Here is a 26,114-nt window from a genome sequence, read left to right as displayed (position 1 = left end):
ATGTAATCTGAGCTTGTATCATAAAGATAGATTTGTCATGTTGTCCAAAGGACTCCTTTGGACAACATGACAGCATCTGAGGTGAAATCGCCTTTATGATACACCCTCAATGGTTTCGACAGCAAAACTATTATATTTGAACTGATCTGGAGATGATGCCTGTCAAAACGAAAAGTAATTGAGGTCACTTTTTAACGTTTTATAATATGCCTTTGGGAAAGTTTGTGGTATATTTATTTTGCTAAAACTGCTTATTCAACACTATCGTTTATCTCGAATCTACCTGTTTTAAGATGAAAGATAATTTTGAACACGATAATATCTTGATCATAAGTATCTTTTTTGCCAGTTCCATGCGATGGTTGCTCTGAAGGGGTATTGGTTAAAGGCATCATTCGGTGGTTAATCCCTTGTAGCGCCCTTTGTTTTTCTACAGCATCCGTAATTTCTTCAAACTTGCCCCAGCACACCACACTTTTCCAATTATAAGTATCGCGGATCTGATCGGTCTGAAAGCATACCTGAGGGTTACTTTTCATCATCCTGATTTTTTGCCCCGGAGCAGAATGAGCATAAACCGTGCTGCCGCTGTACACATAATTGATGGGCACAATGTAACTTAGCCCATGTGCATGGCAAGCCAAACGGCCAATATATTGTTCCTTAAGGAGCTTTTCTATATCCTCTTCTTTTAATGTCCCTAACATCTTCTTATTCGTTAAATATTGATTAATAAACACCTAATCACCAGAAATATCCAAAACAATCCGTCCATCAATCTCGCCCTTTTTCATTTGATCGAACACATTATTGATATCTTCCAGTTTTGCTGATTTAACCTGCGCCCTTACCTTTCCATCTACCGCAAATTCGATCGCTTCCTGCATATCCTTTCTTGTGCCGACAATAGAACCCCTGATTGTTATTCTGTTTAACACGGTATCGAATATGGGAAGGTCAAAACTGCCTGGAGGCAGTCCGTTTAGGGATAAAGTACCTTTTCTGCGCAATGCAGAAAGCCCTTGACTAAAAGCAACAGGTGTTACTGCCGTAACCAATACGCCGTGCATACCCCCGGTTTGTTTTTTAAGAAATTCACACGGGTCATGTTCTAGCGCATTAACAACAATGTCTGCACCTAGTTTTCTGGCCATTTCCAGTTTATCGTTTGAAATATCAATCGCGGCAACCTGAAAGCCCATGGCCTTTGCATACTGAACCCCAAGATGGCCGAGCCCGCCAATACCTGATATGGCTACCCATTCACCTGCTTTTGCATCAGTTTCTTTTAAACCTTTGTATACGGTAACCCCGGCACAGATAATCGGCGCCATTTCTGCAAAATTTACATGCGAAGGGAAATGGGCAACGTATCTCGAATCGGCAATTACATACTCTGCAAAACCTCCATCAACACTATAGCCTCCATTCTGCTGCTCATAACATAATGTTTCCCAACCGGTTAAGCAGAATTCGCAACAGCCACATGCACTGTATAACCAAGGCACACCAACCACATCTCCTTCCTTAACAGTTTTAACATCAGGGCCCATTGCCGCTACCAGTCCAATGGCTTCGTGGCCCGGCACCAATGGCATTTTTGATTTTACAGGCCAGTCTCCATTACAGGCATGCAGATCGGTATGGCATACCCCACATGAAATTACCTTAACCAAAATCTCATATTGATTGAGCGGTCTAACCAGAAGTTCTTCTATGGCCAGTGGTCCTCCATATTCATGGATAACTGCAGCTTTCATTGTTTTAGGATACATATATTCTGTTTTACAATAGATTATAATAATTGAATTTTATCTGCTGATGGGCAATTACATCGGAATGTTGTGTGATGGCGGTAAAACCAAAAGCGGGATCTGAATATGATCTGACATGTTCAGGGTATAGCTACCTTTAAGCAGGCGATGAAAAAAACCGTGTTTTCGATGCACCATGGTCAGGATATCGATCTGTCCGTTTTCTACGATCCAATCTAAACCATCCTTAATCCGTTCACTGTTTATATGCCTATGGTAGATATTTCTATAGTTGACCCGATCGGCAACCCTGTTTAAAAAATCTTCGGCTGTATGCTTATCACCTTCTGGTTCTGATTTCGAATTACCGGTATGTGTAATGAGTATATCGGCATTAAAAGGTTTTGCAAATTCGGCAAGTGTACATAAAACGGGGATATCACTATGGCTAAAATCTGTGGCAAAAGCAATTTTCTTAGGTTTCTTAAACCGATATCCCGCAGGTATAAGCAAAACAGGTATTTCCTCCTCGATAATTTTTCTGGCAATACTGCCCATAAGCGTTTTGGTTAACTTATCTGCATGGTTTAATCCGGCCACAACGAGGTTCATTTTACACTCGGTAAAATACTTGCTAACCTCTTGTTCAACCTCGCCACGAACAGATTTTCCAAACACTTCTGCTTTAAAACCAAACTCATGATGGGCTTTTTTATATTTTTCTTCAACCTTTTCGACCAGTTTGCCTAAGGCTTTTTAGCATCGTCTTCTATAAGTTTATATTCTTCAAGCGGCCATACCAGAGATGCCGCAGCAGGAGAAAACTCCGGAACCTGAAAAACATTTAACAATTCTACTCTGGCACCAATACCATGGGCCAGATCAGTTGCATAATCGGCTGCGTTCTCTGCAGTTGCAGAGAAATCAACAGGTACCAGGATTTTTTTCATAATGGGTCTTTTTTGATAGATATAAAGTTTGTAAAAAGCCCGTGTTAAAAATATGAGCCGCATCAGTTATTAAAATGATTCTTCCGGTGTTAGCATTTAAGTGCCCGATCATTATGATGATATGCTAAAGAAATATTTAGACTAATTATCATTACCACAAAAAATGATTAAATCAGCCTGCTTTCCGTAATTTCAATGTTTCAAAATTATCCCATAATATAAGATGAGTGTCCATATAGGCTTAATGATCTGGAAGGAAATGAAGCAGAAAGATATCTCTGTTTCAGACATTGCCGCTGCCCTTGAGATCAGCAAAACAAAAACGCAGGAGATGCTGAATACCGCAACTATCGATATCCTTACTTTGGTCCGTGTGAGTGAAATCCTGAACTATAATTTTTTCAGCTATTACGAAAGTGGAAAGGTTTTCTCGAAGATGGAGCTACAGGAGAAACAAAGACTTACTGCAGAAGTAGACCGTTTGAAGGCTTTGCTCACTGAAAAGAACAAAGCGCTCGAACTTCAGGAAAGGTTAAATAAGATTCAGCTCAGTACGATCTCACTGTTGGAAAAAGGACAGTTTAGATAAACCGGCTTACTTAAACTTTAGGTTTAACGATACGATATTGGAAACCAGGCTTGTTGACCGGGAATAATGACCATATCGTAATTCAAGCATATTCAAGCGCTGCCAACCGAAAACGCCTTTAGGTGGAGCAAAACGGATGCCTGCACCATAAAAATCACTGGTCAGCGTGGATAGGTCATAATCACTGGTAAAGTATTGATCCGATGGCGAATGCTGGCCATAAGGTGCAAAGTATTTGGCCCCTACCTGGTTGTTGTAACGATAGAAAGGACTTATAGAAAAGAACGAATTGATCTTAACAGGAATTACGACAGTAGGATTTAAGCAAACTGAATTACCCTGCCTGTTCCATTTTTAAAAAGAAAGCCACAACCAGTTGATTTTTAGCCCGGATGAGCCTGCCTATTTTTTGTGGAGGAATCAGATGAAAATCAGAAAAATTGATGGCTTGTTGTCCTATCAGCTCGATAGTGCCTCGTTTAACATTTATCTGATAACAGATTTCGAATCTTTTTAACACCCCTGCCAGGGTGATCTCCACATCCCCCTTAACAAAACTATTCTGACCTTCGGAAGGGATTTCTTTTAAGGACAGGAATTTGATCCTTAGTACCGGGAACCTGTTCTCCTTCAGGGTGTTTAGTAGTTGTTTAGTCATCATCGCACTCTTACAATCAAAATTTTTCAGCTCCAGATTTAAGATTCCTGAAAGCGCAATATGGTCTGTTTTATCCTTCGAAACAAGAACGGTATTTAAATATGAACGGCTTATGCGATTTTGTATTTCCACCCAACTAGGCCATAGCACCATATCCCCGTTCAACTTAAATCCGGCCTAACAAATTTTTCGGGCTGCACTGCTCAAGCCAACCTACTAACTTCGAAAGAAAACGGCGAAGCCCTCATGAATACAGCTGAAAACTATAATACAAATGAATAAATTTTCAGCCGGTGTTTTTTGTTTTTTCATGGGCTTTTATTTTTTCAAAGGCATTCAAGCTAGCTACGCTGGTCTTTTTCATGCCAAAAAGAAGAGCCCTTTGGCGGCGGCGAGCCGAGGCAAGGATGAGCCTCTGGGCAAAAAAGGATATGCGTCATTCATATTGATTTTTATACAATAAATTACCCCTCGAAATGACGATCTTTTATATCAATTTGTCTGTTTATTACTTGATTTTAAAAATGACAATAAAATTTTCTCATCGTGTGCCAAACCTAATTTATCGGTTGTTTTGTTATTATTCATTTTTTTTATGTATTTATCAAGTTCATTGTTTTCATAAGCGGTGAGCAATAACGGATATACGTAAGAACTCTTGCAAACAGCCCTAGTATTGCCTAATTTTTTCGCTACGCAATCTAAAACCGTTACAATTGTTTTTTTCGAATTTAAGTTAAAATCCTCATCAGTACTGCATTTCGAAAACTGACGCAACGCTTCTAAAGTACCGCCCCAGGTTCTAAAATCCTTTGCAGTAAAATCATCGCCTGTAATTTCTTTAATGTAGGCATTTATTTTGCCTGAATCGATACTTTTATGTTCTTTCCCGTTCGAATAAAACTGAAATAATTCCTGTCCGGGAATGTCCCTGCATTTCTTGACCAGTTTCGCCAGCGACCGATCATTTAACTCTACTTTTTGCCGAACACCTTTTTTCCCAACAAAATCCATGGTAATTTTACTTCCTTCGATTTTAACATGTTTATCGCGAAGTGTAGTCAAACCAAAAGAACCATACAATTGCTTATAACTTTCGTTACCCACACGGATTAGTGTTTTTTGCAGTACATCTACAGAAATGGCCAATACTTTCCGTTCATCGAAATCTTTTCTGCGGAGGTCTTTTTCCAAGTTTTTCCGTGCATTGGGCAATGCTTTTCCAAATTCCAATAAACGAAAATATTTAGCCTCCGATCGGCGGCTGGTCCACTTTGTATGGTATTTATATTGTTTCCGGCCTGCAGCATCAATACCGGTAACCTGTAAATATGCATTTGGCTTACTGGCAATCCACACATTTTGCCATGCGGGTGGAATAACTAAGGCTTTTATCCGGTCGAGGTGTTTCTCTTCGGTAATTTTGTTGCCCTCTTTATCTTCATAATAAAATTTACCAGGTTTTCCTTTACGGTAAATGCCAGGCATGGCATCAGTTATGTACACCAATCCACTTGCCTGAACAACATCTTTGCCTTGTACCATTTTTTGCCTATAAGTATGGGTTTATTTTTAGTTATTTTGCAAAACTTAAACGTGGGTAGCCACGTTATTTTTAGAAACACAACACTTTCTTTATGAAAATAGTTTTTATGGGTACGCCCGATTTTGCGGTAGCCTCTTTAGATGCCCTGGTACAAGCCAATTTCGATGTAGTTGCAGTAGTTACTGCACCGGATAAACCTGCAGGCCGTGGCCAAAAATTGAATGAAAGTGCAGTAAAAAAATATGCTGTAGAAAAAGGAATTCCTGTTTTACAGCCTGAAAAGTTAAAAAATCCTGAGTTTATTGAAGAACTAAGATCTTATCAAGCCGATTTACAAGTGGTAGTGGCTTTTAGGATGCTACCAGAAATAGTTTGGAATATGCCGGCTAAAGGAACCATCAATTTACATGGTTCGTTGTTACCGCAATACCGTGGTGCAGCCCCGATTAACCATGCCATTATAAATGGAGAGAAGGAAAGTGGTGTAACTACATTTTTCCTTAAACAGGAAATTGATACGGGTGATATTATTCTTAGTGATAGCGTTCCCATTGCCGACGACGAAACTGCGGGTGAATTGCATGATAAACTGATGGTTGTTGGCGCAAATCTTCTGGTAAGAACATTGCTTGCTATCGAAGCCAATAAAATAACAGAGCAGCCGCAGCCACAAAATGATGACTTAAAGCATGCGCCGAAGATTTTTAAGGAAGATTGCAAAATCGACTGGAACAGTCCGGCGCAAACCATCCATAATTTAATCCGCGGTTTAAGCCCTTACCCAACTGCTTTTACCGTACTCAATGAGAAAAACTTAAAGGTATTTAGGGCCGAAATAGAAGATAAAGAGCCAGGCATTGTAGCCGGAGGCTTTTTAACCGATGGTAAAACTTATTTGAAATTTGCCGCAAAAGATGGCTTTATCAAGCTTTTAGATATCCAGTATGAAGGAAAAAAACGAATGCTGATCGAAGACTTTTTAAGGGGAATGCGGTTGTAGCTGGGAATTTGAGTTGTCAACTTTAATAGCCGTTATTACAAGAAAGTTGACAACTCTTCCAGTCGATTTCATGAACTGTGTTGGGTGCAGAACGAAATTAACATGACAGCAGAGATGCAACAGTCAGGGTGAAGACGAATATCTTATATGAGCAATTCTTTTTGGAAAGCAGTTGCAGTGGCTTTTGGCTTGATACAGCCCCGCTCCCGCTTCTGCAAATTTGAAGGAAATTTGCATCCCGCTTTGATCGGGTTTAAGTGGCCACAAAAGTGCTTCTGTTTAGGGTTAAATAAACCCGACCGCCAGCGTTATCCCGATTAAGAATTGTTTATCTTGTGAGTAAATTTTATCGGGATTAAGCAAAGGCCGGGACGAGCCCGAACCGAAGCACTACAGGTTTTGCTTTCCAAAAAATTTGAACAGTTTTTAAGGATATGATAGATGCTGAACTAAATTCAGCATGACGACCAAGGTAATGCGTGCGCTACAAATCGTGGGATAGCACTATAAATTATTCAATTTCTCGATCAAAAATTTCGATACCTCGTTAAAATAACGTTTCCTGCCGTAACCCATTACCCATTGAATGCCTTGCGTAGCGTTGGTGATAAACACTTCTTCGGCTTCTTTTAATATTTCGGGATTAATCTGCGCCTCGATTAAAGGCATATCGTTCATTTTGCACAACTGCATAATGGCCGTACGCATTACACCACTTATACAACCTTCAGCTAGCGACGGCGTATAAATCTGTTTGTTGTACACCACAAAAACGTTAGCGCTAATGCTTTCGCAAAGAAAACCATATTGGTTCAGAATCATTGCCTCATCCAAGCGGTTTTGGCTTTTAAAAATTCCGGCCATGACATAAAGCAGCGCATTGGCTGTTTTAAAATTCGAGAGTTTATTAACCGGTTTAGTCATTTCATCAAAAACATCAATGATCAAACCTTTGCTGTTCAACTCATATGTAGATGCTTTTAAGGGAATACCTTCTAAAATGTAACCTGCTTTATTTATTTCGGGTGTGTAAACACCAGCTCCCCCTCTATAAACCGAAAGACGGAAACGAACATTACCATTCCATTTGTTGCGTTTGGCTAAATCGGCGGTTTTTTGGCGCAGAAAATAATCGTCCATTAAAGCATGACCGTCAATTTTAAGCGCTTTCATGCCAGCCGTTAATCTATCGGCATGTAAATCGGCAAATTGCAGCTTATTATTAATCATTCGCATGCTTTCGAACAGTCCATCGCCAAATTTGAAGCTTCTGTTAGAAGCCGTTAAAATCGGAAAATCAACTGCTTGAAATTCATCATTAAATAAAAGGTACTCCTGAAGCATATTTTATGATGTAGCGATATAATTTTCCCATTTAGTTAAGCCAGCTTTAAAATCGGGTGGCAATGGCGACTCAAAATACATATACTCTTTAGTGCTGGGGTGGATAAAACCCAAACTTTGTGCGTGTAAAGCCTGACGGGGCAGCAATTCAAAACAATTATCTACAAACTGTTTGTACTTATTAAACGTAGTACCTTTTAAAATCTTATCGCCACCATACATTGCATCGTTAAAAAGTGGATGACCAATATGTTGCATGTGTGCCCTGATTTGGTGCGTACGACCCGTTTCTAACTCACAACTGATCAAAGTAACATAACCTAAACGTTTTAATACTTTATAGTGTGTTACAGACCATTTCCCTTTTTCTTCATCATCGTAAATATCCATCACACGGCGATCTTTCGCACTTCTGCCAATGTAACCGGTTACCGTTCCATCGTTTTCGATATCACCCCAAACGAGTGCAATATATTTACGGGTAATACTGTGGTCGAAAAACTGACGCGCAAGGTGTGTAATCGACTTTTCATTTTTACTGATCAGTAATAAACCTGAGGTATCCTTATCAATACGGTGCACCAAACCTGGTCGGCCATCATTGCCAGGTAACTGAGGCAGTTGCTCAAAATGGAATGCCAAAGCATTAACCAAAGTTCCGGTATAATTATTAAAACCGGGGTGTACAACCATTCCTGCAGCTTTATTCACCACCAAAAGATCACTATCCTCGTAAATAATATCAAGCGGTAAATCTTCAGGATAAACTTCGGTATCGCGCGGTGGGTGAGGTAAAACGATAGATATTTCATCGTAAGGTTTAACCTTATAACTCGCTTTGATCTGTTTCTGGTTAACCAGTACATTACCTGCATCAATTGCATTTTGAATACGGTTTCGGGAGGCATTTTCTACGCGCACCATCAAAAATTTATCGATACGAAGCAGCGATTGCCCCTTATCTACAATAATTTTTAAATGTTCATATAATTCCTGCTCTTCTGATTCCTGCAATTCGACCACATTTTCCATGGCGCAAAAATAAACTTTTAACTTCAAGAATTTTTCAATGATTGCAGTTTTCGAAAAAACAGCCTTATCTTTACTCACAATCAAAACATTCTAAATTTTTTATATGAAAAAATGCTACGCTTTAAGGGCCATATGTGCCTTATTTCTATTAGTGATGGCTCAAAAAGCAAGTGCCCAACAAGATGTTGGAGACTTGTTTGTGGGCGGACCAGCAGATGCGACCAAACTGGTTAATGCCTATTTTGATCCTTTGTATAAAGGTTTAGGCCTGGGTTTAACCGATGGATGGTCGAATACAGCCAAATCGAAAGGATTTTTAAAATTCGACATAAGAGGCTCTATTTCAGCAGCTTTTGTCCCTCAATCGGGCAGAAGTTATGATGTAAATGCACTAGGCTTAAGCAATATTAAACCTGCTCCTGGTGCTTCTTCTATAGGCCCTACTGCATTTGGTGATGACCATGAAGGTGGTAAAATGCAAATTTATACAAGCAGTGGCGTTCCTACAGGTAAATTTTTCAACTTACCTCAGGGAGTGGGGTTTCATGTAGTGCCTTCAGCTCAGATACAGGCTACTTTGGGCTTACCCAAAAACATTGATGTTACTTTAAGAGCAATGCCGAAGATTAAATTAGGTAACGACTTAGGAAGCTTATCGATGATCGGTTTTAGTGCCAAAATTGAACTTTTACCCTTATTTATGGGTTCAACAACAGAAAAACTGATTCCTGTAGACATTGCCATTGCCGGTGGTTTTACGCAGTACAAATACAATTTGCCTTTGAATATCAATAATACTTCAAATTCAGATCAGCGTATTGATGCTAAATTCAATGGTGTAAATTTTGATGCCATCGTTTCTAAGAAAATTATGTTTTTCACGCCTTTTGCCAGCATTGGTTACCAAACCTCGAACACCAATTTAAAAGCGCTTGGTACTTACAAATTTGAAGATGGTGCAAGCAATGCAACTTATGTAGATCCAATATCGGTGAAACAAACCGATATTGACGGCGTAAGAGGTAGTTTAGGCTTTCAGTTGAAGTTTGGTTTCTTTAAATTTTACGGCTCATATACTCAGGCAAAATACAGTATGGTTAATGCAGGTATAGGCCTTGGTATCGGTAAATAATTAAACATAGTATTTAAAAGCGTTTATTGCCAGGCATCGTCATTGCGAGAAGGCTTTTTCAGCCGACGAAGCAATCTTTATAGTGAAATCACTGCATGAAAGATTGCTTCGTCCTTCCTCCTCGCAATGACGATTTTTCTATTGGAGTCTGTCAATAGTAGCTTGTCGAAAGACGTTTTAAGTTCATTTAAGTCGTTCAGACAGGTTCAGCATGACATTTTCTAATTAAAATTATTTATGATATAACCTTTGCTTATTTTCACACGTGTTTGAAGAAATATATAGTCCAATACAAAAAATAGCATTTTCTCCTTTAAACAACCTGTTTGTTAAAAGGGATGATCTTATTGATCCTTATATTTCCGGCAACAAATGGCGTAAGCTCAAATACATTTTAGCCAAGGCCAAAGCAGATCAAAAAACGCATCTGGTCACTTTTGGAGGTTCTTATTCCAATCACCTTGTGGCAACTGCCGCCGCAGCATCAAGATCGGGCTTAACCGCTACAGCCTTTGTACGTGGAGAAGAAGTAAAAAATGAGCTATTATTGCTGTGCAGTTTATTTGGGATGAAACTCATTTTTACCGACCGTGAAAGTTATCGGGATAAACACCAATTGTTTGACCGATATTTTGCATCCGACACACAAGCCTATTTTATAAACGAAGGAGGTGCATCAGTTGAAGCCACCATTGGCTGCGCGGAGGTAATTGAAGAGCTAGTGGAACCATACGACCACATTTTTTGCGCTGCCGGAACAGGAACCACAGCTGCAGGTTTGTTGAGGGGGATTCAACAACAACAATTAAATACAAAGTTACATATCATCCCCGTGTTAAAGGGCGCTTCGTTTATCAAAGCAGAAATAGCACATTATACGCCCATCTCCAGTCACCTCGAACTTCACCTCGATTATCATTTTGGAGGTTATGCGAAAACCACTCCTGAACTGATCAGCTTTATCAAAACCTTTACTGCAAAAACCGGATTGCTCCTAGACCCTGTTTATACCTCCAAAATGTTTTATGCCATCCAAGATTTATCAAAACGAGAAATTATTAGTAAAGATGAAAAAGTATTAGCCATCCACACCGGAGGGCTTATGGGCATTTTTGGCATGAAGGATAAGTTTTAAACAGGTTATACAATCTTTGATACCAATTCATCCTGCAAATGCGCTTAACTATTTGATCAATATCATTAGCCCTGAATAAAAAAAGGGTCCTCATCGCTGAAAACCCCCAATAAGATCTCTAAATCGTCCCGTTGATTTGATTCTTGTGACAAAAGTATCGATACTTTCTTTCGAATGAAATAAAAATAGAGCAAGCCCACTAAATAATAGATAAAGATGCACGATCTATACACATTGAATAATAAACCGTCCAAAACAACCGGCTTTTAGTTCTTTTTTAAAGGTTTAATTAATTCATCTACAATTTTCCTGTGGCCTTCTTACCAGAACCGTTGGAAAACCGGTTTTCCAAAATCATGAAATATTAGTGTAGCTTCCTGAATTTAATTCTAGTATTATTTTATCTATTAATCGTTTTCGCGCACTTTGTTCCAGATATCTCTGTAAAGTTCTTCGTGGCGTTTAAATTGCAGATGCACATAAGGGCACAGTGGAATTACCTTCAGGTTATTTGTACGTACATAATTTACCATCGCATCCAGCAATAGTTTTGCGTAACCTTTGCCTTCTTTTTCGGGATCAATTTCGGTATGATAAACCGTTAAATTTTCTCTCTGAATATCAAAAACCATTTCTCCATATTTTTCGCCATCATCATAAAGTTCGAATGCACTAGGTTCTTCTTTTTGGATATTTAATTTAACTTCTGCCATAATACTTAACCCGATATAATTTTAAAATTTGCTAATCAACTGATGCAACATTAAATAGTTGACAAATCAATTAAAGGTAACCAATATCTGCTGATTTATGTATACCTATAATCATAATTAACGGTTTTATGATCCACTCTTCTTTAGCGCTTTATTCTTCTTGCCCCAAGCACTTAATTGACAAAAAATCGGAAGAAACTCCAGTGCTATCGGAGTTAGCTCATATTCTACCCTCGGAGGAACCTCTGCATAAACAGTTCTTTTAACCAGTTCATCTTGCTCCAATGCACGCAACTGTAAGGTTAACATCCGTTCTGATATATATACATATGGGAATTCTTTTTTCAGTTCGCTGAACTTCAATTTTCGGTCTCCAAGTTTATCCAATATTACAATTTTCCATCTCCCTCCAATTTTGTTGGCCGCAAACAAGGTACAATACTCAATTTAACCAGTACTTATGAATTACGCTCCTTGAATGTTTCTGCTATTGCCAAGGCCGCAATGGCAATGTGGTCTAAACAACTTGCAGGTGAGTTGGGCAAATATGGAATCAGGGTGAACTGTTTACAGCCGGGGCTTATCGATACTGAAAACATCCGGCCTTATTTCCCGGGTGATGAGCGCCGGAAATATGCTGAAAGTGAAATACCTTTGCAAGATTTTGGTGAAGTGCAGGATAGACAAACATGGCTGTTTTCCTGGTTTCGCCACGTGCTAAATATATAACAGGAACGGTTTCGGTAGTGGACGGTGGAGGATCACGTTCGGCATTCTGATTCTATCAAAATAAAACGCTATAAAAAGGGGTTTCAGTAAAAAAGTTTTCCACATCGGTGAAGTCCAAAACGCGATTTTGTCTATAATCATACTTTAAACAGTTTAAACCTATTTTTTATGTAAAGCGCACAAAAAGTGCTTAAATTTTGATTTTAGGCACATTTAACTAAATTTGGATTATACCAAAACCAAGTTTATGTATCAATTAACAGTACCTGCAGATCGCGTTAACGAATCGTTAAGTAAACACATTTTGGCCGATGGTTTCGACCTCACTTATGATATGGAAAAAAGTCATGGTGCTTACATTTACGATGCTAAACACAACAGAACTTTACTCGATTTTTTCACTTGTTTTGCTTCCGTTCCTTTAGGATATAACCACCCTAAAATGATCAATGATGAAACGTTTAAAAAAAACCTTCTCCTCGCTGCATTAGCCAATCCATCGAACTCTGATGTTTACACCCAGCAGTATGCACAGTTTGTTGAAACATTTTCCAAAGTCGGTATTCCTGATTACCTGCCACATGCTTTTTTTATTGCAGGTGGAGGCTTAGCAGTAGAAAATGCAATTAAGGTAGCCATGGACTGGAAAGTTCAGAAAAATTTTACGAAGGGATATACTGAAGAAAAAGGTTTTAAGGTTTTACACTTCGAAAGGGCTTTTCATGGCAGAACGGGCTATACTTTAAGCTTAACCAATACCCTACCCGATAAAACCAAGTGGTTTGCCAAATTCGATTGGCCAAGAGTGGCTGTTCCGGAAGTTAAATTTCCGCTTTCAGGAAATAATTTAAGTCATGCCATTCAAACCGAAGAAACATCTTTAGCGCAGATCAAAAAAGCGTTTGCAGATAATAAAGACGATATCTGTGCTATAATTGTAGAGCCAATTCAATCTGAAGGTGGAGATAACCACCTGCGCGAAGAATTTTTGATCCAACTTAAGGCTTTGTCCGATGAAAATGATGCCTTTTTGATTTATGATGAAGTACAGACCGGCGTTGGGTTAACCGGTAAATTCTGGTGCCATCAACATTTTAGTGAAAAAGCTCGACCAGATATCATCGCTTTTGGAAAAAAAATGCAGGTTTGCGGTATCCTTGTCGGCAAAAAGGTAGACGAAATTGAAACCAATGTATTTAAAGTGCCAAGCCGTATTAACTCAACGTGGGGAGGCAATTTGGTTGATATGGTTCGTTCAACACAGATTTTACAAATTGTAGAAGAAGATCAGCTTTGTGAAAATGCAGCAAAAGTAGGTTTGTACTTAAGAGATCAACTAGAAAACCTATCGCATAAATTTGATCAAATGACAAATGTTCGTGGAAGAGGTTTGTTGTGCTCTTTTGATTTCCCGACAAAAGAAATGCGTAATGCATTTATTGGCAAAGGATTGGAAAACAATGTGATGTTTTTGGGCTGTGGTGAAAAAACAATACGCTTTCGTCCGGCACTTTGCATTGAGCAAAAGCATATTGACGAAGGCTTGACGGTTATGGAGAAAATATTGCCTTTATTGTAGGCATGAATAGAAAATGGTTAGTTTATTTCTTGGTTGCAGGTATTTTAGCATTGATCTTTTTCATGGTTAAGGCTGTTTTTGATCAGCCTGGGATTGAGGACATGAAAGCCGGTTTTAAAGAAGTTGCCAAGTATAGAAATGCAAACAATACTGGTCCGGTACAGCGCATTTATGTAGTTACGGTTAAAGATTCAGTATGGAAAGAAATGGAAGATTATGGCAATTTAATGCCCCATACCAAATACGGCAATACAAAAGTTTATTTCTTTATGCAAAACGGAGATATTCCAAATACATTACAGCCTGGAGCAATAAACTTCGATCCTCAGTTTAACAAAAACTGTATTGCTTTATTTGAAAAAAGCGCAATGAGCCAGACAGCGTTTAATAAAAATCCGTATAAATAGAAGGGTAAAACTCGAAAGGGATATCCCAAAAATATTTAGTTCTTATTGATTTGGAAATGAAGGGTTCTGTGCATTTGGCATTTTCAGTCCCGCTTTCCCTCCTGCCAATTTGAAGGAAATTAGCATCCGTTCCAATCGGGTTTATATTCAAAGTTTTTGCCTTGAAAAGGACCGTTGTTCAATAAACCTGACAGCAGCGAAAATCCTTTTTGCTTGCAGTACCCCTGAATATGCTGTCATGCTGAGGCACGAAGCATCTTTAACCGATGAAAAAGATGCTTTGTACCTCAGCATTACTGTAGCTCAAAAAGATTGTAGCAAATGGCAGGACTACAGCACCTATGAAATGCTGACATTCGTTTCCAAAAAAAAACCCTTTGCCTTTACCTTGTACTAATTAGCTATTTCGGCCTTACTTTAAACTCACGAAGTTCTCCCAACGCTTTTCCCCGTTAAAACTTCGGGAGTTCCCCCTAAACAAAAGCCGAAAAACCCGTTATAGCCCGACCTACAATCAAGGTATTTATTTCTTTTGTGCCTTCGTACGAATAAATTGCTTCGGCATCGGCCACAAAACGCGCTACATTATATTCCAGTAAAATGCCGTTTCCACCCATTACCTCACGGGCCTTGCTCACCACATCACGTGTACGTAACGAACAGAATACCTTGGCTAACGAAGCATGCTCATCTTTCAACAAGCCCTGATCCTGAAGTTGTGACAACCTAAAACATAATGTTTGCATTGCTGTTAAATTCGACAACATCTCAACCAAATGGTTTTGAATCAATTGAAAAGATGCAATGGGTTTACCAAACTGTTTTCGGGTGCGGGTATAATCCAATGCATTTTCGTAAGCGCCACGGGCGCAGCCAACAGCCTGCCAGGCTACTCCTGCTCTTGTCATTTGCAATACTTTTGCTGTATCTTTAAATGAGTTTGCATTTTGTAAGCGATCGGCCTCTTCTACCTCACAATTGGTTAAGGTGATAATTCCATTCTGCACAATCCTGAGGGCCATTTTATCCTGCATCTTTTCTACCGCAAAACCCGGATTATCCTTTTTTACAATAAAGCCCTTAACCTCACCACTTTCTTCATCTCGTGCCCAAATAATTAAGATATCAGCGAAAGTGGCATTACCGATCCATTTTTTCTGACCATTTAATATCCATTTGCCATCTATTTTTTTGCAGGTTGTAGTGAGTCCTCCAGCAGCAGCAGAGCCCACTTCGGGTTCGGTTAGCCCAAATGCACCGATAATTTTAAATTGCTGCATCAGTGGCAACCATTGCTGTTTTTGCTCCTCCGATCCACATAAATAGATCGATCCCATCGCTAAACCACTCTGTACACCAAAAAAAGTAGAAATAGAGGTATCAATCCGCGCCATTTCCATCGCTAAAATCCCTTCCATCAAATTCGATTTCCCCGGACAACCATAACCTTTATAGGTTAAACCACAGATATTAAGTTCGGCGAGGTTTGGGATAATTTCGAAAGGAAATTCGGCTTTGTTCCAGTAATGGTTTACAATGGGTTTAACTTCTTTTTCTAAAAAAGCACGCACTTTTAGCTGGAGTTCCCGGTCCTCATCTTTGAGTGCTTCGTCGCCCAAATGATAAAAATCACCTTCAATTGGTGGTAATTCTCGCTTTTTGCCTGATCCACCCATCATTTTCATCATTCCCTGAATCTGTTTATCATCCAGACTGGATATCGTTTCGACCATTTTGGGTAAATCGACTTTTTTTGATAAAGCTTCTAACTTATCGAAATCTACATGTTTAAAAAGATTGTACGCGTTTTTGAGAGAAGAGAATATATTCGCCATTATTATTCGTTTTGAGAATAACAAACGAAGGGCGGTTTTGTTGGGTGGTAGATTCTGTCATTCTGAGCGCAGCGAAGAATCTACAACCAAAACAGAACAAAATGAAAATTTGTGCAGTAAGTCAAGTAAGTGCTTTTCAACTTAGAGATTCTTCGCTGCGCTCAGAATGACAATTTTTCTACCTTAAATCAAACAAACTATCAACACCCAACAATTTTCTTGAGGTAAAGCCCTCGCCAAAAGTAGTGCCAATGCTTTTACCAAATTCTCTTGCGCGGCCAATCACACTTTCGAAAAACTCAGGCGATGAGATATAAGTTTGCAAGCCATCTACATCAGGATTATAAAACTGGGTTTTAAAAGCTTTAATCGATTCAATTTTCTTATCCATGTGGTCTGATATATCCACAATGATATCAGGTTTTAAGTACCTGTCTTGAATATATTGCAATAATAACCTTGGGCGGTGCGCTTCTTGTTTAACGCCATCTAACGATGTTTCTATTTTTGGCAAGCCTGATAAAAAAACCGAATCGTACACCAGGTCGCCAGCTCTGCCATGATCAGGGTGACGGTCTTCCAGCGCATTGCTTAAAATAATTTCTGGCTGGTATTTCCTGATGGCTTTAATTACTTCTAAACGATGAAATTCATCATTCTGAAAAAAGCCATCCCTCATTCTCAAATTTTCGCGAACATGCAAACCCAAAATTTTTGCAGAGTCTGCGGCCTCTTCATCTCTTGTTTCTGCAGTACCACGCGTACCCAGCTCGCCTCTGGTTAAATCTACAATTCCAATTTTTTTACCAAGGGCAATATGTTTTAAAATAGTACCTGAACAGCAAAGCTCTGCATCATCAGGATGCACGGCTATAACTAAAATATCTAATTTCATGATGTAATTATTGGGTATTTTGGCTCAGCAATTGCTGAATTTTCTTTTTAATTTTTGAACTCAATGGCTTGGTGAATGGTAAGAAATAATCTTCCAACTCGCCATTTTTGTTCACGATATATTTATGAAAGTTCCAACGGGGTTTCGAACTTAATTTTGAGTTTTGTTTTTTATCGCTCAGAAATTGATAAAGCGGGTGGGCATGTGCACCACGTACCATAATCTTATCAAAAACCGGAAATTTTACACCATGATTAACCTCACAGAAAGATGCAATATCAGATCCATTAAGCGGTTCCTGCTTTCCAAAATCGTTGGTCGGAAAACCCAAAATTTCAAAATCAAGACTATTAATCTCGTCTTTTAGCTGCTGTAATTCTTTCAATTGTGGTGTAAAACCACATTCTGATGCGGTATTTACAATTAAAACAACCTTGTTCCGGTAGGCTGATAACGGCTGTTCTTCGCCATTAATTTTCTTAACCTTAAACGAATAAATATTCGGAATGCGTTCCTGCATTATATGTTATTGATAAAATCCTGAAGTACGGATAATAGATTCTATATCCCTGTCTTCATTCGGATCGTAAGTGCTTTTTAAATTATGTCCTACCACGCGGGCCACAATCTGATAAGAAAATGCAGCGAAACCACCTTTGGTCTGCTTTACAATATCGTACGTTGTTCTGCCCACCTCACGGTCGATCAGTTTCGTTAAAATCTGACCTTGAGTAATGGTTAATTCTTTTATTTCGCGGTTAAACATGTCTTTAATTTCTTTATCACATTGCTTAACCAGCTGTTTCTGTTCCTTTTTCTCAGGAGTTCGGGCAATATCCTGCTCTAATTGTTCGTATCTACGTTTTGCAAACAGTGCATATGGCATTACTTTTAATACATTATACCTTAATCGGTTATAGGCGGCCTGTTCTGCCGGTGATTTCCAGATTCTGGCTGCATATATGCTTACGTCTTGCAATTGCATCCACGGAATCATTATACCATTATCATTTGTTGAGGCTACTCTTATTGTATCGCTTTTACCCAATTTAGGGAATATTGGTGCCGCAGAATCCTGAGCGCGTAGCGAAATGCTACAAATCATTACAATACAAAGAAAAAAGAGCCCTTTAATTTTCATAAATTTATACTTTTACAAAGTTAGGTGTTATTTCATATATTAGGTGTTTCACAAAACTAATATAAGTTTTATTCATAAATAAGACGCAATTTTTACGCAAAAAATACAAATGAAAACAGAGTTAGTGATTGATTTAGAGGCGGAAAAGCAAGAGATTCTAAAAAGATATAGGGCATTACTACGGGCAAGCAAGTCTACTTTACAAAAGGGCGATAAAAAAGAAATCAGGAAAGCTTTCGATATGGCACTGGAGAGCCATAAAGATATGCGCCGAAAATCTGGCGAACCTTACATCTACCACCCCATCGCTGTAGCGCAGATTGCCGCTGAAGAAATTGGCTTAGGAACAACCTCTATTGTATGTGCCTTATTACACGATGTGGTAGAAGATACCGATATCACTTTAGAAGATATTGAACGCGAATTTGGCAAGAAAACCGCTAAAATTATCGACGGTTTAACCAAAATATCTGGCGTTTTCGATACCAATAGCTCTTTACAGGCCGAAAATTTCCGTAAAATGCTGCTTACCCTGGCAGATGATGTGAGGGTAATCCTGATCAAACTTGCCGATCGTTTGCATAACATGCGTACAATGGATTTTATGCCCCGCCACAAGCAGCTTAAAATCGCTTCAGAAACCATTTATTTATATGCACCATTAGCCCACAGATTGGGTTTATATGCCATAAAATCAGAGTTGGAAGATCTTTCGATGAAATATCTCGACCCTGACACTTACAAATTCATTGCAAAAAAATTAAACGAGAAAAAAGCTGAACGTGCGCTTTTCATCAAAAAATTCGTCGAACCGATTGATGAAATTGTTCACGAACAAGGTTTAGTGGCCGATGTTTACGGCAGGCCCAAATCCATCCACTCCATCTGGAACAAGATGAAAAAGAAAAATATTCCTTTCGAAGAGGTTTACGATCTTTTTGCCATCCGGATTATTTTGGACTCGGCACCTGAAAATGAAAAGGCCGATTGCTGGAAAGCTTATTCTATTGTTACCGATTTATACCGTCCAAACCCAGATCGTTTACGCGATTGGGTTTCCTCACCAAAAGGAAATGGCTACGAAAGTTTGCATACCACGGTAATGGGACCTCGCGGGCAATGGGTTGAGGTACAGATCCGTACACAGCGCATGAACGAGATTGCAGAGAAAGGTTTTGCTGCGCACTGGAAATACAAAGAATCGAGTAATGATAATGGTCTGGATCAGTGGATCCAGAAAGTTCGCGAAATGCTGAGCAACCCGGAAGCCAATGCTTTAGACTTCCTGGACGATTTCAAGATGAACCTTTTCTCGGATGAGATTTTTATTTTCACGCCAAAAGGCGCCTTGATCCAGTTGCCATTAGGCGCTACCGCATTAGATTTTGCTTTCGAGATCCATACCGATGTAGGTGCAACCTGTATAGGCGCTAAAGTGAATCACAAACTGGTTCCTATTTCGTATAAGCTTCAAAATGGCGATCAGGTGGAGATTATCACCTCAAGCAAACAAACACCTAAAGAAGATTGGCTAAATGTGGTGGTTACTGCCAAGGCTAAATCGAAAATTAAATCATCTTTAAAAGAAGAAAAGCTGAAAATTGCCGAAAATGGGAAAGAAATCTTAGAAAGGAAGCTGAAATCGTTAAAAATCACCTACAATACTGATAATCTTCAAAAGCTAAGTTATTTCTTTAAACTGCCTTCTACACAAGAGCTTTTTGTTAATGTTGCTTTAGGAAAAATCGAACTGAAAGATATAAAAGAGTATCTATCGAGTGAGAAAGAAGTTGAAAATCGTGGACCGGAGCGACCTGAAAACCTAACGGTAGACATCGTTAAAACCAAAATGAAGGGCTCGGAAAATGACATTTTGCTCATTGGAGAAGACCTGCAAAAAATAGATTACACGCTAGCCGCATGTTGCAATCCAATCCCTGGTGATGATGTTTTTGGTTTTGTTACCGTAAGTGAAGGGATTAAAATACACCGTACCAACTGCCCTAACGCTGCGCAATTAATGGCCAATTATGGTTATCGCGTGGTGAAAGCCAAATGGAACAAACAGCAGGAATTAACTTTCTTAACCGGCTTACGCATTGTAGGCATTGATGATGTAGGTTTGATCAATAACATCACCAGGGTTATTTCTACCGATTTTAAAGTAAATATGAGATCAATTACTGTGGATACTAACGAAGGGATTTTTGATGGTTCGATTATGATTTTTGTAAATGATACCGAACACCTGGAAAACCTGATTAAAAATTTATTAAAAGTTAGAGGTGTTACAGGAGTAACGAGGTTTGACGCATAGTTAGTCCGAAGTTCTGAGTCGTATAGCAGAATTTAACAATCAGCAGTTCAGACTGCATAAATAGGAATTTGTGTATAATGGCAATTAAAAACCCTACCCATACTTAAAAATGAAGATGCAATCTTTAATTATTGGAATAATATTAGTAGCTATTGCGTTTTATCTAATTAAAACCAAATTACTAAACCGACAAACTGAACCGGATAATAATACTGCAAGACCCTCAAAAGAATTTTTACAAAAAATAGAAAGTAAAAATGACAAACTCGTTTTAGTTAAAAACATTTCAAACTTAGAAATCGATAGTATTATAAATGGATTTTGTAATATGTATAATCAAGAGAATTTTCAAGCCCAACCAAGACTTTATAAACTTGGAGAAAACGAATTTGCAATTACTTTTCCATTTGATATAGAGTTTGAGATTTACTGCTATTTCATTAATTATGTTCGTTATCCAATGGGTTTTGAAAAATCATTTAATGTAACAGGCTGGGCAACAACAAGAACGGGAGAACAATGGATAACTGATAAAGTTGCAAATAAAAAAGTAATGTTATTTATTCCCTCTGATGACACAGAGCATGACAATGTATTTTTAACTACTTCTGATAATATTGGATACAAACTTGGCTTTGCAATGGGAGAGGAAAAACAATTTTTAGACAAGCCCAAACAACATTTTATTTACCCTAGGATAGAGATTAAAGATTTAACTGACAAGCAATATAAAGACTTTAATTGAAAAACTGTTACCTACACTATTAGCAAATTGAACTCAGGGCTCCCGACTTTTGACTTTCCGACTTTGGGCATCCGACTTATTACAACATTTCAACAATCAAACACTATAACAATCAAACAATTCAAATCTATGTAATCATTTCATCGGTGTAATCATTTTTCAAAACAATTTACCTACCTTTGAATGGAGTTTAAAAACTATGTCTGAACAAAAAACAAATGAGCTCGTTCGCAAGATTTTTGAGGCTTATTTAGAAAACAAAAATCTACGTAAAACACCAGAGCGTTTCGCTATATTGGAAGAAATATATTCAAGAAACGACCACTTTGATGTAGAAACCCTTTATATCCACATGAAAAACCAAAAGTACCGCGTAAGTCGTGCTACGGTTTATAACACACTGGAGTTATTGGTTTCATGCGATTTAGTTACCAAACACCAGTTTGGTAAAAATATGGCACAATTCGAAAAATCTTATGGTTACCGCCAGCACGATCACGTAATCTGTATCGAATGTGGTAAAGTAGTAGAATTCTGCGATCCCCGTATCCACCAGATCCAAACCATGGTTGGTGATCTTTTAAAATTTGATGTGAAACACCATTCATTAAATCTCTATGGTTTCTGCTCTGATTGCAGTATGGCCAGAAAAGTAAACGAAAGCGCAGCAACAGCCGCAAAAATTGTACAAAATTAAATCAAAATACAAATAAAACCAGCTTAATTTATTAAATAATGACGCAAGTAGATGTACTTCTCGGCCTGCAATGGGGTGATGAAGGAAAGGGAAAAATCGTTGATGTACTAAGTCCAAAATATGATCTTATTGCCCGTTTTCAGGGTGGCCCAAATGCCGGACATACTTTAGAGTTCGATGGCAAAAAATTCGTTTTAAATACAATCCCTTCAGGAATTTTTAACGAAAAAACCATGAATCTTATTGGTAATGGTGTAGTAATCGACCCTATTATCCTAAAAAGAGAGTTAGACAATTTAAAAAAAGCTGGTCATGATCCTGTTGCCGATGGCAAATTGGTGATTGCCCGTAAAGCACACTTAATTTTACCAACCCACCAATTATTGGATGCAGCTAACGAGGCACGCATGGGTAAAAATAAAATTGGATCAACCTTAAAAGGTATTGGTCCAACTTATATGGATAAAACTGGCCGTAACGGTTTACGTGTTGGCGATACTACACTACCTGATTTTAAAGAACGCTATACTAAATTAGTAGAAAAACATACTGAAATCCTTTCTCATTACGAAGGTTTCGAATATGAATTAGCAGAGAAAGAAGCATCATTCTTTGAAGCAATCGAATTCTTAAAAACCATTCCTCACGTAGATAGCGAACATTATGTGAATGGCTTCTTAAAAGAAGGAAAAGCGGTTTTAGCAGAAGGTGCTCAAGGAACGTTATTGGACGTAGATTTTGGTTCATATCCTTTTGTAACTTCTAGTAACACCACAACTGCAGGTGCCTGTACCGGTTTAGGTATTGCGCCTAATAAAGTAGGTGCTGTTTATGGTATCTTCAAAGCATATTGCACACGTGTTGGTGGCGGCCCTTTCCCTACTGAATTAGATAACGAAGTTGGCGAAAATTTACGCGCTTTAGGTCACGAATTTGGCGCAACTACAGGTCGTGCCCGTCGTTGTGGCTGGATCGATCTTCCTGCATTAAAATATGCCATCATGTTAAACGGGGTAACCGAGTTAATTATGATGAAAGCTGATGTTTTGGATACTTTCGATACCATTTATGCTTGTACGCACTACGAATACAATGGCGAAACGATCGATTACATGCCATACGACATCATTTCTATCGAACCAAAACCAGTATTAAAAGCAATTGATGGTTGGGCTACTGATGTAACTAAAATTACTTCTGTAGATGAAATTCCAGCCAAATTAACTGATTACATTGCTTTCTTAGAAAAAGAATTAGAAGTGCCGATCAAATTCCTTTCTGTAGGACCAGATAGAGCACAAACTTTGGAATTACGTTAAAATATTCGATTCGTTATGCTGAATTTATTTCAGCATCTATATTGTTCATCAACTGATAGACCCTGAAATAAATCCGATAGTTATCGCATCAGAGTGACGGCTCATAAAAGAAAAGCAACCTACAACTGGGTTGCTTTTTTCATTTCAGAGTTGTCAACTTTAATAACAAAAGCACAAGAAAGTTGACAACTCTTACCAATTGATAGCAAATCAACTTTAGTTACTTGCTTATCAGCATCTATTTAGTTATTTTTGAGTGTAAACATTTTATTATGGCAACTATCTTAGAAAGCGAAATGCTTAATTATTTTACCCAGCTAGACAATGCCGAAAAAAGCTCTGTCGTTAAGATGCTTCAAGCGTTTATAAAGAGTAAGAATGAAAATCCAAACGTTTCCATAGAAGAATATAATAGTGAGCTCTTAGCTGCAGAAACAGAATTCAAAAAAGGTAATTATATAACCCATGATCAACTATTAAATGAGATTAAAAGTTGGTAAAAAATAACCTCAAAGTTGTTTGGACTAAACCAGCCCAAAACCAATTAAAGAAAATATACGAATATATCAGCGCAGAGTCTATTCAAAATGCAGTAAAAGTTATCAACGACCTAACTAAAGGAGTTGGTGATATTGCTAGTCATCCTGAAAAACACAAAATTGATCAGTATAAAAAAGACAATGATGGAACGTATCGTGCTTTTGAAAAACATCATTTTAGAGTATCTTATAGAAACGAAAATCAAACTATAAGGATTTTAAGGATCAGACACACCAAAATGAATCCTAAAAAGCATTAATTCTTTACTATTTATGCTTGTTTCAAAGGTTGTCCAATGAAATGGATTAAATTGAAGATTCTACCCAGAGTATCTTTCCACTTATGTAGCGTTTAGTTACCTTTGCCGCAACTTGAAAACCTCACAAAACATATCCCATTTTAAACAAAAAGCTTTGCATTGGGCCAACCAGTTCGAGGTGTGTTGTTTTTTAGATTCAAACGATTACAAAGATGCTTATTCGGCTTACGATTTCATTATCGCTGCCGATGCACGTTATGAACTAAAATGCGCGGCAGGTAATGCGTTTGATCAACTAGAAAGCTTTTATGCTGCACATAAACAGTGGGTTTTTGGTTTTTTCAGCTACGATTTAAAAAACGAAATAGAAAACCTTCACTCTAATAATTCGGATCATTTAAATTTCCCAGATCTATACTTTTTTGTTCCGAAGTACCTAATTGCCTTCAAAAATGGCAATGCCGAGGTGCTGATCGGCGCTGAATCAATTTTAGCTGAAATCGATTCCTTTCAGTATCAAACAGAAATCCTATCTAAAAAAGTAACGATAACACAACGCTTGTCAAAAGATCAATATGTTCAAAAAGTAGAAGCTTTAAGAGATCATATTATTCGTGGCGATATTTATGAAGTTAACTTCTGTCAGGAGTTTTTTGCTGAAAATATAGAAATAGATCCGGTTCAAACTTTCGAGGTTTTAAACCAGGTTTCTCCTACCCCATTTGCTGGTTATTTTAAAGTTCAGGGTAAATATATTTTATCTGCTACTCCAGAACGTTTTTTATGCAAACGCGGATCAAAACTGACCTCACAACCCATTAAGGGCACTGCTAAAAGAAGTTCTGATCTAGTAGAAGATGAAGCCATAAAGCTGCAACTCAGGAATGATATTAAAGAGCAGGCAGAGAATGTAATGATTGTTGATCTGGTGCGCCATGACCTCACTAAATCGGCCGTTAAAGGTTCTGTTACTGTCGACGAGTTATTTGGCATCTACAGCTTCCCACAGGTCCATCAAATGATTTCTACCATTAGCTGTGAACTAAATCCAGCGGTTCACTTTATCGACGCCATTAAAAATGCATTTCCAATGGGCTCTATGACAGGTGCGCCAAAGATTAAAGCAATGAAATTAATTGAAGAATATGAAGTAACCAAAAGAGGTATTTATTCCGGTTCCTTTGGCTGCATCAGTCCAAATGGTGATTTCGATTTTAATGTGGTTATCCGGAGTATTTTGTACAATGCTGAATCTAGCTATTTATCCTTTCAGGTTGGAGGTGCCATTACTTATCAAAGTGATGCGGCATTAGAATATGAAGAATGCTTGTTAAAGGCCAGTGCGATTTTGAAAGTGTTGGGTAGTTAATTGGTTTAGTCGTCATTGGTTCATTAGTCCAATAATAGCATGTCATTCTGAACGCAGTAAAGAATCTTTTCTAATCTTAGCGTCTTGCTACCACTTAATCAATATCCTCAAACCTTAATTCAAATAAAAGAGGGTGTATCATAAAGGCGATTTCACCTCAGATGCTGTCATGTTGTCCAAAGGACTCCTACGGAGAGCCTGTCGAAACACCTTAGAGGGTATTTAAGCGGGTCCTTCGACAAGCTCAGGATGACAAATCTCCTGTCTTCCGCACTGGGACACCCAGTTTCAAAAGTTGAATAATTGGCTTAAGTATTTCTGCTCTTCATTCAAGATTAAAGTTTGCTCGACCACTTCATTATTTAATGGATTAAGAACCTTCAATGAATAAATAGTTTTTGCAATTTCAATCGCTTTCTCTGGACTAAG

The 26,114-nt window shown here is 38.3% G+C and carries 30 protein-coding genes; 16 read left to right on the top strand and 14 right to left on the bottom strand.

Annotated elements, in window-relative coordinates; all coding sequences use genetic code 11:
* Window positions 1-251: 251 nt before the first annotated feature.
* The 4 genes from AW17_RS18900 to AW17_RS18885 form a co-directional block, all read right to left on the bottom strand.
* Window positions 252-707 carry a pyridoxamine 5'-phosphate oxidase family protein gene (locus tag AW17_RS18900; protein ID WP_029278948.1) on the bottom strand — a complete coding sequence of 152 codons (456 nt, stop codon included), beginning with the start codon at window positions 705-707 and terminating at the stop codon, window positions 252-254.
* Between the two features lie 33 nt (window positions 708-740).
* Window positions 741-1,760 (bottom strand): alcohol dehydrogenase AdhP, encoded by a 1,020-nt coding sequence (gene adhP, locus AW17_RS18895; RefSeq protein ID WP_245235105.1) that lies wholly within the window; start codon window positions 1,758-1,760, stop codon window positions 741-743.
* Window positions 1,761-1,829: 69 nt separating this feature from the next.
* Window positions 1,830-2,432, bottom strand: coding sequence for a universal stress protein (locus tag AW17_RS18890; protein WP_029278944.1), 603 nt, complete (start codon window positions 2,430-2,432; stop codon window positions 1,830-1,832).
* Between the two features lie 68 nt (window positions 2,433-2,500).
* The gene (locus tag AW17_RS18885; protein ID WP_029278942.1) at window positions 2,501-2,704 is read right to left on the bottom strand and encodes a universal stress protein; all 204 of its coding nucleotides are present in this window, start codon (window positions 2,702-2,704) and stop codon (window positions 2,501-2,503) included.
* A gap of 223 nt (window positions 2,705-2,927) precedes the next feature.
* Between AW17_RS18885 and AW17_RS18880 the strand changes: the two genes are divergently transcribed.
* On the top strand, window positions 2,928-3,293 hold the full coding sequence (locus tag AW17_RS18880) for a helix-turn-helix domain-containing protein (RefSeq protein WP_157280359.1): 366 nt from the start codon (window positions 2,928-2,930) through the stop codon (window positions 3,291-3,293).
* A gap of 334 nt (window positions 3,294-3,627) precedes the next feature.
* On the opposite strand, the gene AW17_RS18875 is transcribed toward AW17_RS18880, so the two are convergent.
* A complete protein-coding gene (locus AW17_RS18875; RefSeq protein ID WP_167343699.1) occupies window positions 3,628-3,951 on the bottom strand; it encodes a hypothetical protein in 324 nt (107 codons plus the stop codon).
* A gap of 274 nt (window positions 3,952-4,225) precedes the next feature.
* Here AW17_RS18875 and AW17_RS24290 point away from each other — a divergent pair, with 274 nt between their 5' ends.
* Window positions 4,226-4,414: a hypothetical protein gene (locus AW17_RS24290; RefSeq protein ID WP_157280357.1), complete on the top strand. Its 189-nt coding sequence runs from the start codon at window positions 4,226-4,228 to the stop codon at window positions 4,412-4,414.
* Between the two features lie 29 nt (window positions 4,415-4,443).
* On the opposite strand, the gene AW17_RS18870 is transcribed toward AW17_RS24290, so the two are convergent.
* Window positions 4,444-5,496 (bottom strand): DNA topoisomerase IB, encoded by a 1,053-nt coding sequence (locus AW17_RS18870; RefSeq protein WP_029278935.1) that lies wholly within the window; start codon window positions 5,494-5,496, stop codon window positions 4,444-4,446.
* 92 nt (window positions 5,497-5,588) lie between these two features.
* Between AW17_RS18870 and fmt the strand changes: the two genes are divergently transcribed.
* The gene (gene fmt, locus AW17_RS18865; RefSeq protein WP_029278933.1) at window positions 5,589-6,497 is read left to right on the top strand and encodes a methionyl-tRNA formyltransferase; all 909 of its coding nucleotides are present in this window, start codon (window positions 5,589-5,591) and stop codon (window positions 6,495-6,497) included.
* A gap of 504 nt (window positions 6,498-7,001) precedes the next feature.
* Here the strand turns inward: fmt and AW17_RS18860 are convergent.
* A complete protein-coding gene (locus tag AW17_RS18860; protein WP_029278931.1) occupies window positions 7,002-7,841 on the bottom strand; it encodes an aminotransferase class IV in 840 nt (279 codons plus the stop codon).
* 3 nt (window positions 7,842-7,844) lie between these two features.
* The gene (locus AW17_RS18855; RefSeq protein WP_029278929.1) at window positions 7,845-8,873 is read right to left on the bottom strand and encodes an RluA family pseudouridine synthase; all 1,029 of its coding nucleotides are present in this window, start codon (window positions 8,871-8,873) and stop codon (window positions 7,845-7,847) included.
* Between the two features lie 103 nt (window positions 8,874-8,976).
* Between AW17_RS18855 and AW17_RS18850 the strand changes: the two genes are divergently transcribed.
* Complete coding sequence (locus AW17_RS18850) at window positions 8,977-10,005, top strand: DUF6588 family protein (protein WP_029278927.1); 1,029 nt, start codon at window positions 8,977-8,979, stop codon at window positions 10,003-10,005.
* A gap of 265 nt (window positions 10,006-10,270) precedes the next feature.
* Entirely contained in the window at window positions 10,271-11,140 is an 870-nt protein-coding gene (locus AW17_RS18845) for a 1-aminocyclopropane-1-carboxylate deaminase/D-cysteine desulfhydrase (protein ID WP_029278925.1), read from the top strand.
* A 407-nt stretch (window positions 11,141-11,547) separates the two neighbouring features.
* Here the strand turns inward: AW17_RS18845 and AW17_RS18840 are convergent, their stop codons facing one another.
* Window positions 11,548-11,853, bottom strand: coding sequence for a GNAT family N-acetyltransferase (locus AW17_RS18840; protein WP_029278923.1), 306 nt, complete (start codon window positions 11,851-11,853; stop codon window positions 11,548-11,550).
* Window positions 11,854-11,979: 126 nt separating this feature from the next.
* Window positions 11,980-12,285: a winged helix-turn-helix transcriptional regulator gene (locus AW17_RS18835; protein WP_083488773.1), complete on the bottom strand. Its 306-nt coding sequence runs from the start codon at window positions 12,283-12,285 to the stop codon at window positions 11,980-11,982.
* A 42-nt stretch (window positions 12,286-12,327) separates the two neighbouring features.
* Here AW17_RS18835 and AW17_RS25000 point away from each other — a divergent pair, with 42 nt between their 5' ends.
* The 4 genes from AW17_RS25000 (at window position 12,328) to AW17_RS24285 (ending at window position 14,965) form a co-directional block, all read left to right on the top strand.
* Window positions 12,328-12,582 (top strand): SDR family oxidoreductase, encoded by a 255-nt coding sequence (locus AW17_RS25000; protein ID WP_051691964.1) that lies wholly within the window; start codon window positions 12,328-12,330, stop codon window positions 12,580-12,582.
* Window positions 12,583-12,829: 247 nt separating this feature from the next.
* Window positions 12,830-14,161, top strand: coding sequence for an L-lysine 6-transaminase (lat, locus tag AW17_RS18825; protein ID WP_029278919.1), 1,332 nt, complete (start codon window positions 12,830-12,832; stop codon window positions 14,159-14,161).
* A 2-nt stretch (window positions 14,162-14,163) separates the two neighbouring features.
* On the top strand, window positions 14,164-14,568 hold the full coding sequence (locus tag AW17_RS18820; RefSeq protein WP_029278917.1) for a hypothetical protein: 405 nt from the start codon (window positions 14,164-14,166) through the stop codon (window positions 14,566-14,568).
* 238 nt (window positions 14,569-14,806) lie between these two features.
* Window positions 14,807-14,965 carry a hypothetical protein gene (locus AW17_RS24285; protein ID WP_157280356.1) on the top strand — a complete coding sequence of 53 codons (159 nt, stop codon included), beginning with the start codon at window positions 14,807-14,809 and terminating at the stop codon, window positions 14,963-14,965.
* Between the two features lie 76 nt (window positions 14,966-15,041).
* Here AW17_RS24285 and AW17_RS18815 read toward each other — a convergent pair whose 3' ends face one another.
* The 4 genes from AW17_RS18815 to AW17_RS18800 form a co-directional block, all read right to left on the bottom strand.
* Window positions 15,042-16,403, bottom strand: coding sequence for an acyl-CoA dehydrogenase family protein (locus tag AW17_RS18815; protein ID WP_029278915.1), 1,362 nt, complete (start codon window positions 16,401-16,403; stop codon window positions 15,042-15,044).
* Window positions 16,404-16,581: 178 nt separating this feature from the next.
* Window positions 16,582-17,298 carry a bacillithiol biosynthesis deacetylase BshB1 gene (gene bshB1, locus AW17_RS18810; protein ID WP_029278913.1) on the bottom strand — a complete coding sequence of 239 codons (717 nt, stop codon included), beginning with the start codon at window positions 17,296-17,298 and terminating at the stop codon, window positions 16,582-16,584.
* Between the two features lie 7 nt (window positions 17,299-17,305).
* A complete protein-coding gene (locus tag AW17_RS18805) occupies window positions 17,306-17,818 on the bottom strand; it encodes a glutathione peroxidase (protein WP_029278911.1) in 513 nt (170 codons plus the stop codon).
* Window positions 17,819-17,824: 6 nt separating this feature from the next.
* On the bottom strand, window positions 17,825-18,439 hold the full coding sequence (locus AW17_RS18800; protein ID WP_029278909.1) for a DUF4294 domain-containing protein: 615 nt from the start codon (window positions 18,437-18,439) through the stop codon (window positions 17,825-17,827).
* 109 nt (window positions 18,440-18,548) lie between these two features.
* On the opposite strand from AW17_RS18800, the gene AW17_RS18795 reads away from it, so the two are divergent.
* The 7 genes from AW17_RS18795 to AW17_RS18765 all read left to right on the top strand — a co-directional run bounded on the left by AW17_RS18795 (window position 18,549) and on the right by AW17_RS18765 (window position 25,685).
* A complete protein-coding gene (locus tag AW17_RS18795) occupies window positions 18,549-20,756 on the top strand; it encodes a RelA/SpoT family protein (RefSeq protein ID WP_029278907.1) in 2,208 nt (735 codons plus the stop codon).
* Between the two features lie 109 nt (window positions 20,757-20,865).
* Window positions 20,866-21,501, top strand: coding sequence for a hypothetical protein (locus AW17_RS18790; protein ID WP_029278905.1), 636 nt, complete (start codon window positions 20,866-20,868; stop codon window positions 21,499-21,501).
* Between the two features lie 199 nt (window positions 21,502-21,700).
* Window positions 21,701-22,198, top strand: coding sequence for a Fur family transcriptional regulator (locus AW17_RS18785; RefSeq protein WP_029278903.1), 498 nt, complete (start codon window positions 21,701-21,703; stop codon window positions 22,196-22,198).
* A 38-nt stretch (window positions 22,199-22,236) separates the two neighbouring features.
* Window positions 22,237-23,517, top strand: coding sequence for an adenylosuccinate synthase (locus AW17_RS18780; RefSeq protein WP_029278901.1), 1,281 nt, complete (start codon window positions 22,237-22,239; stop codon window positions 23,515-23,517).
* Between the two features lie 272 nt (window positions 23,518-23,789).
* Complete coding sequence (locus tag AW17_RS18775) at window positions 23,790-24,017, top strand: hypothetical protein (RefSeq protein ID WP_029278900.1); 228 nt, start codon at window positions 23,790-23,792, stop codon at window positions 24,015-24,017.
* Window positions 24,011-24,316, top strand: a complete 306-nt coding sequence (locus AW17_RS18770; RefSeq protein WP_029278899.1) for a type II toxin-antitoxin system RelE/ParE family toxin — start codon at window positions 24,011-24,013, stop codon at window positions 24,314-24,316. Before AW17_RS18775 ends, AW17_RS18770 begins: the two co-directional genes overlap by 7 nt.
* 112 nt (window positions 24,317-24,428) lie before the next feature.
* Window positions 24,429-25,685 (top strand): anthranilate synthase component I family protein, encoded by a 1,257-nt coding sequence (locus tag AW17_RS18765; RefSeq protein ID WP_029278898.1) that lies wholly within the window; start codon window positions 24,429-24,431, stop codon window positions 25,683-25,685.
* Window positions 25,686-26,114: the final 429 nt, after the last annotated feature.

The sequence above is a fragment of the Pedobacter borealis DSM 19626 genome (assembly GCF_000708285.2).
Taxonomy (GTDB): domain Bacteria; phylum Bacteroidota; class Bacteroidia; order Sphingobacteriales; family Sphingobacteriaceae; genus Pedobacter; species Pedobacter borealis.
The sequence above is the reverse complement of the archived record's forward strand: the minus strand, read 5'-3'. Positions and strand labels throughout refer to the sequence as shown.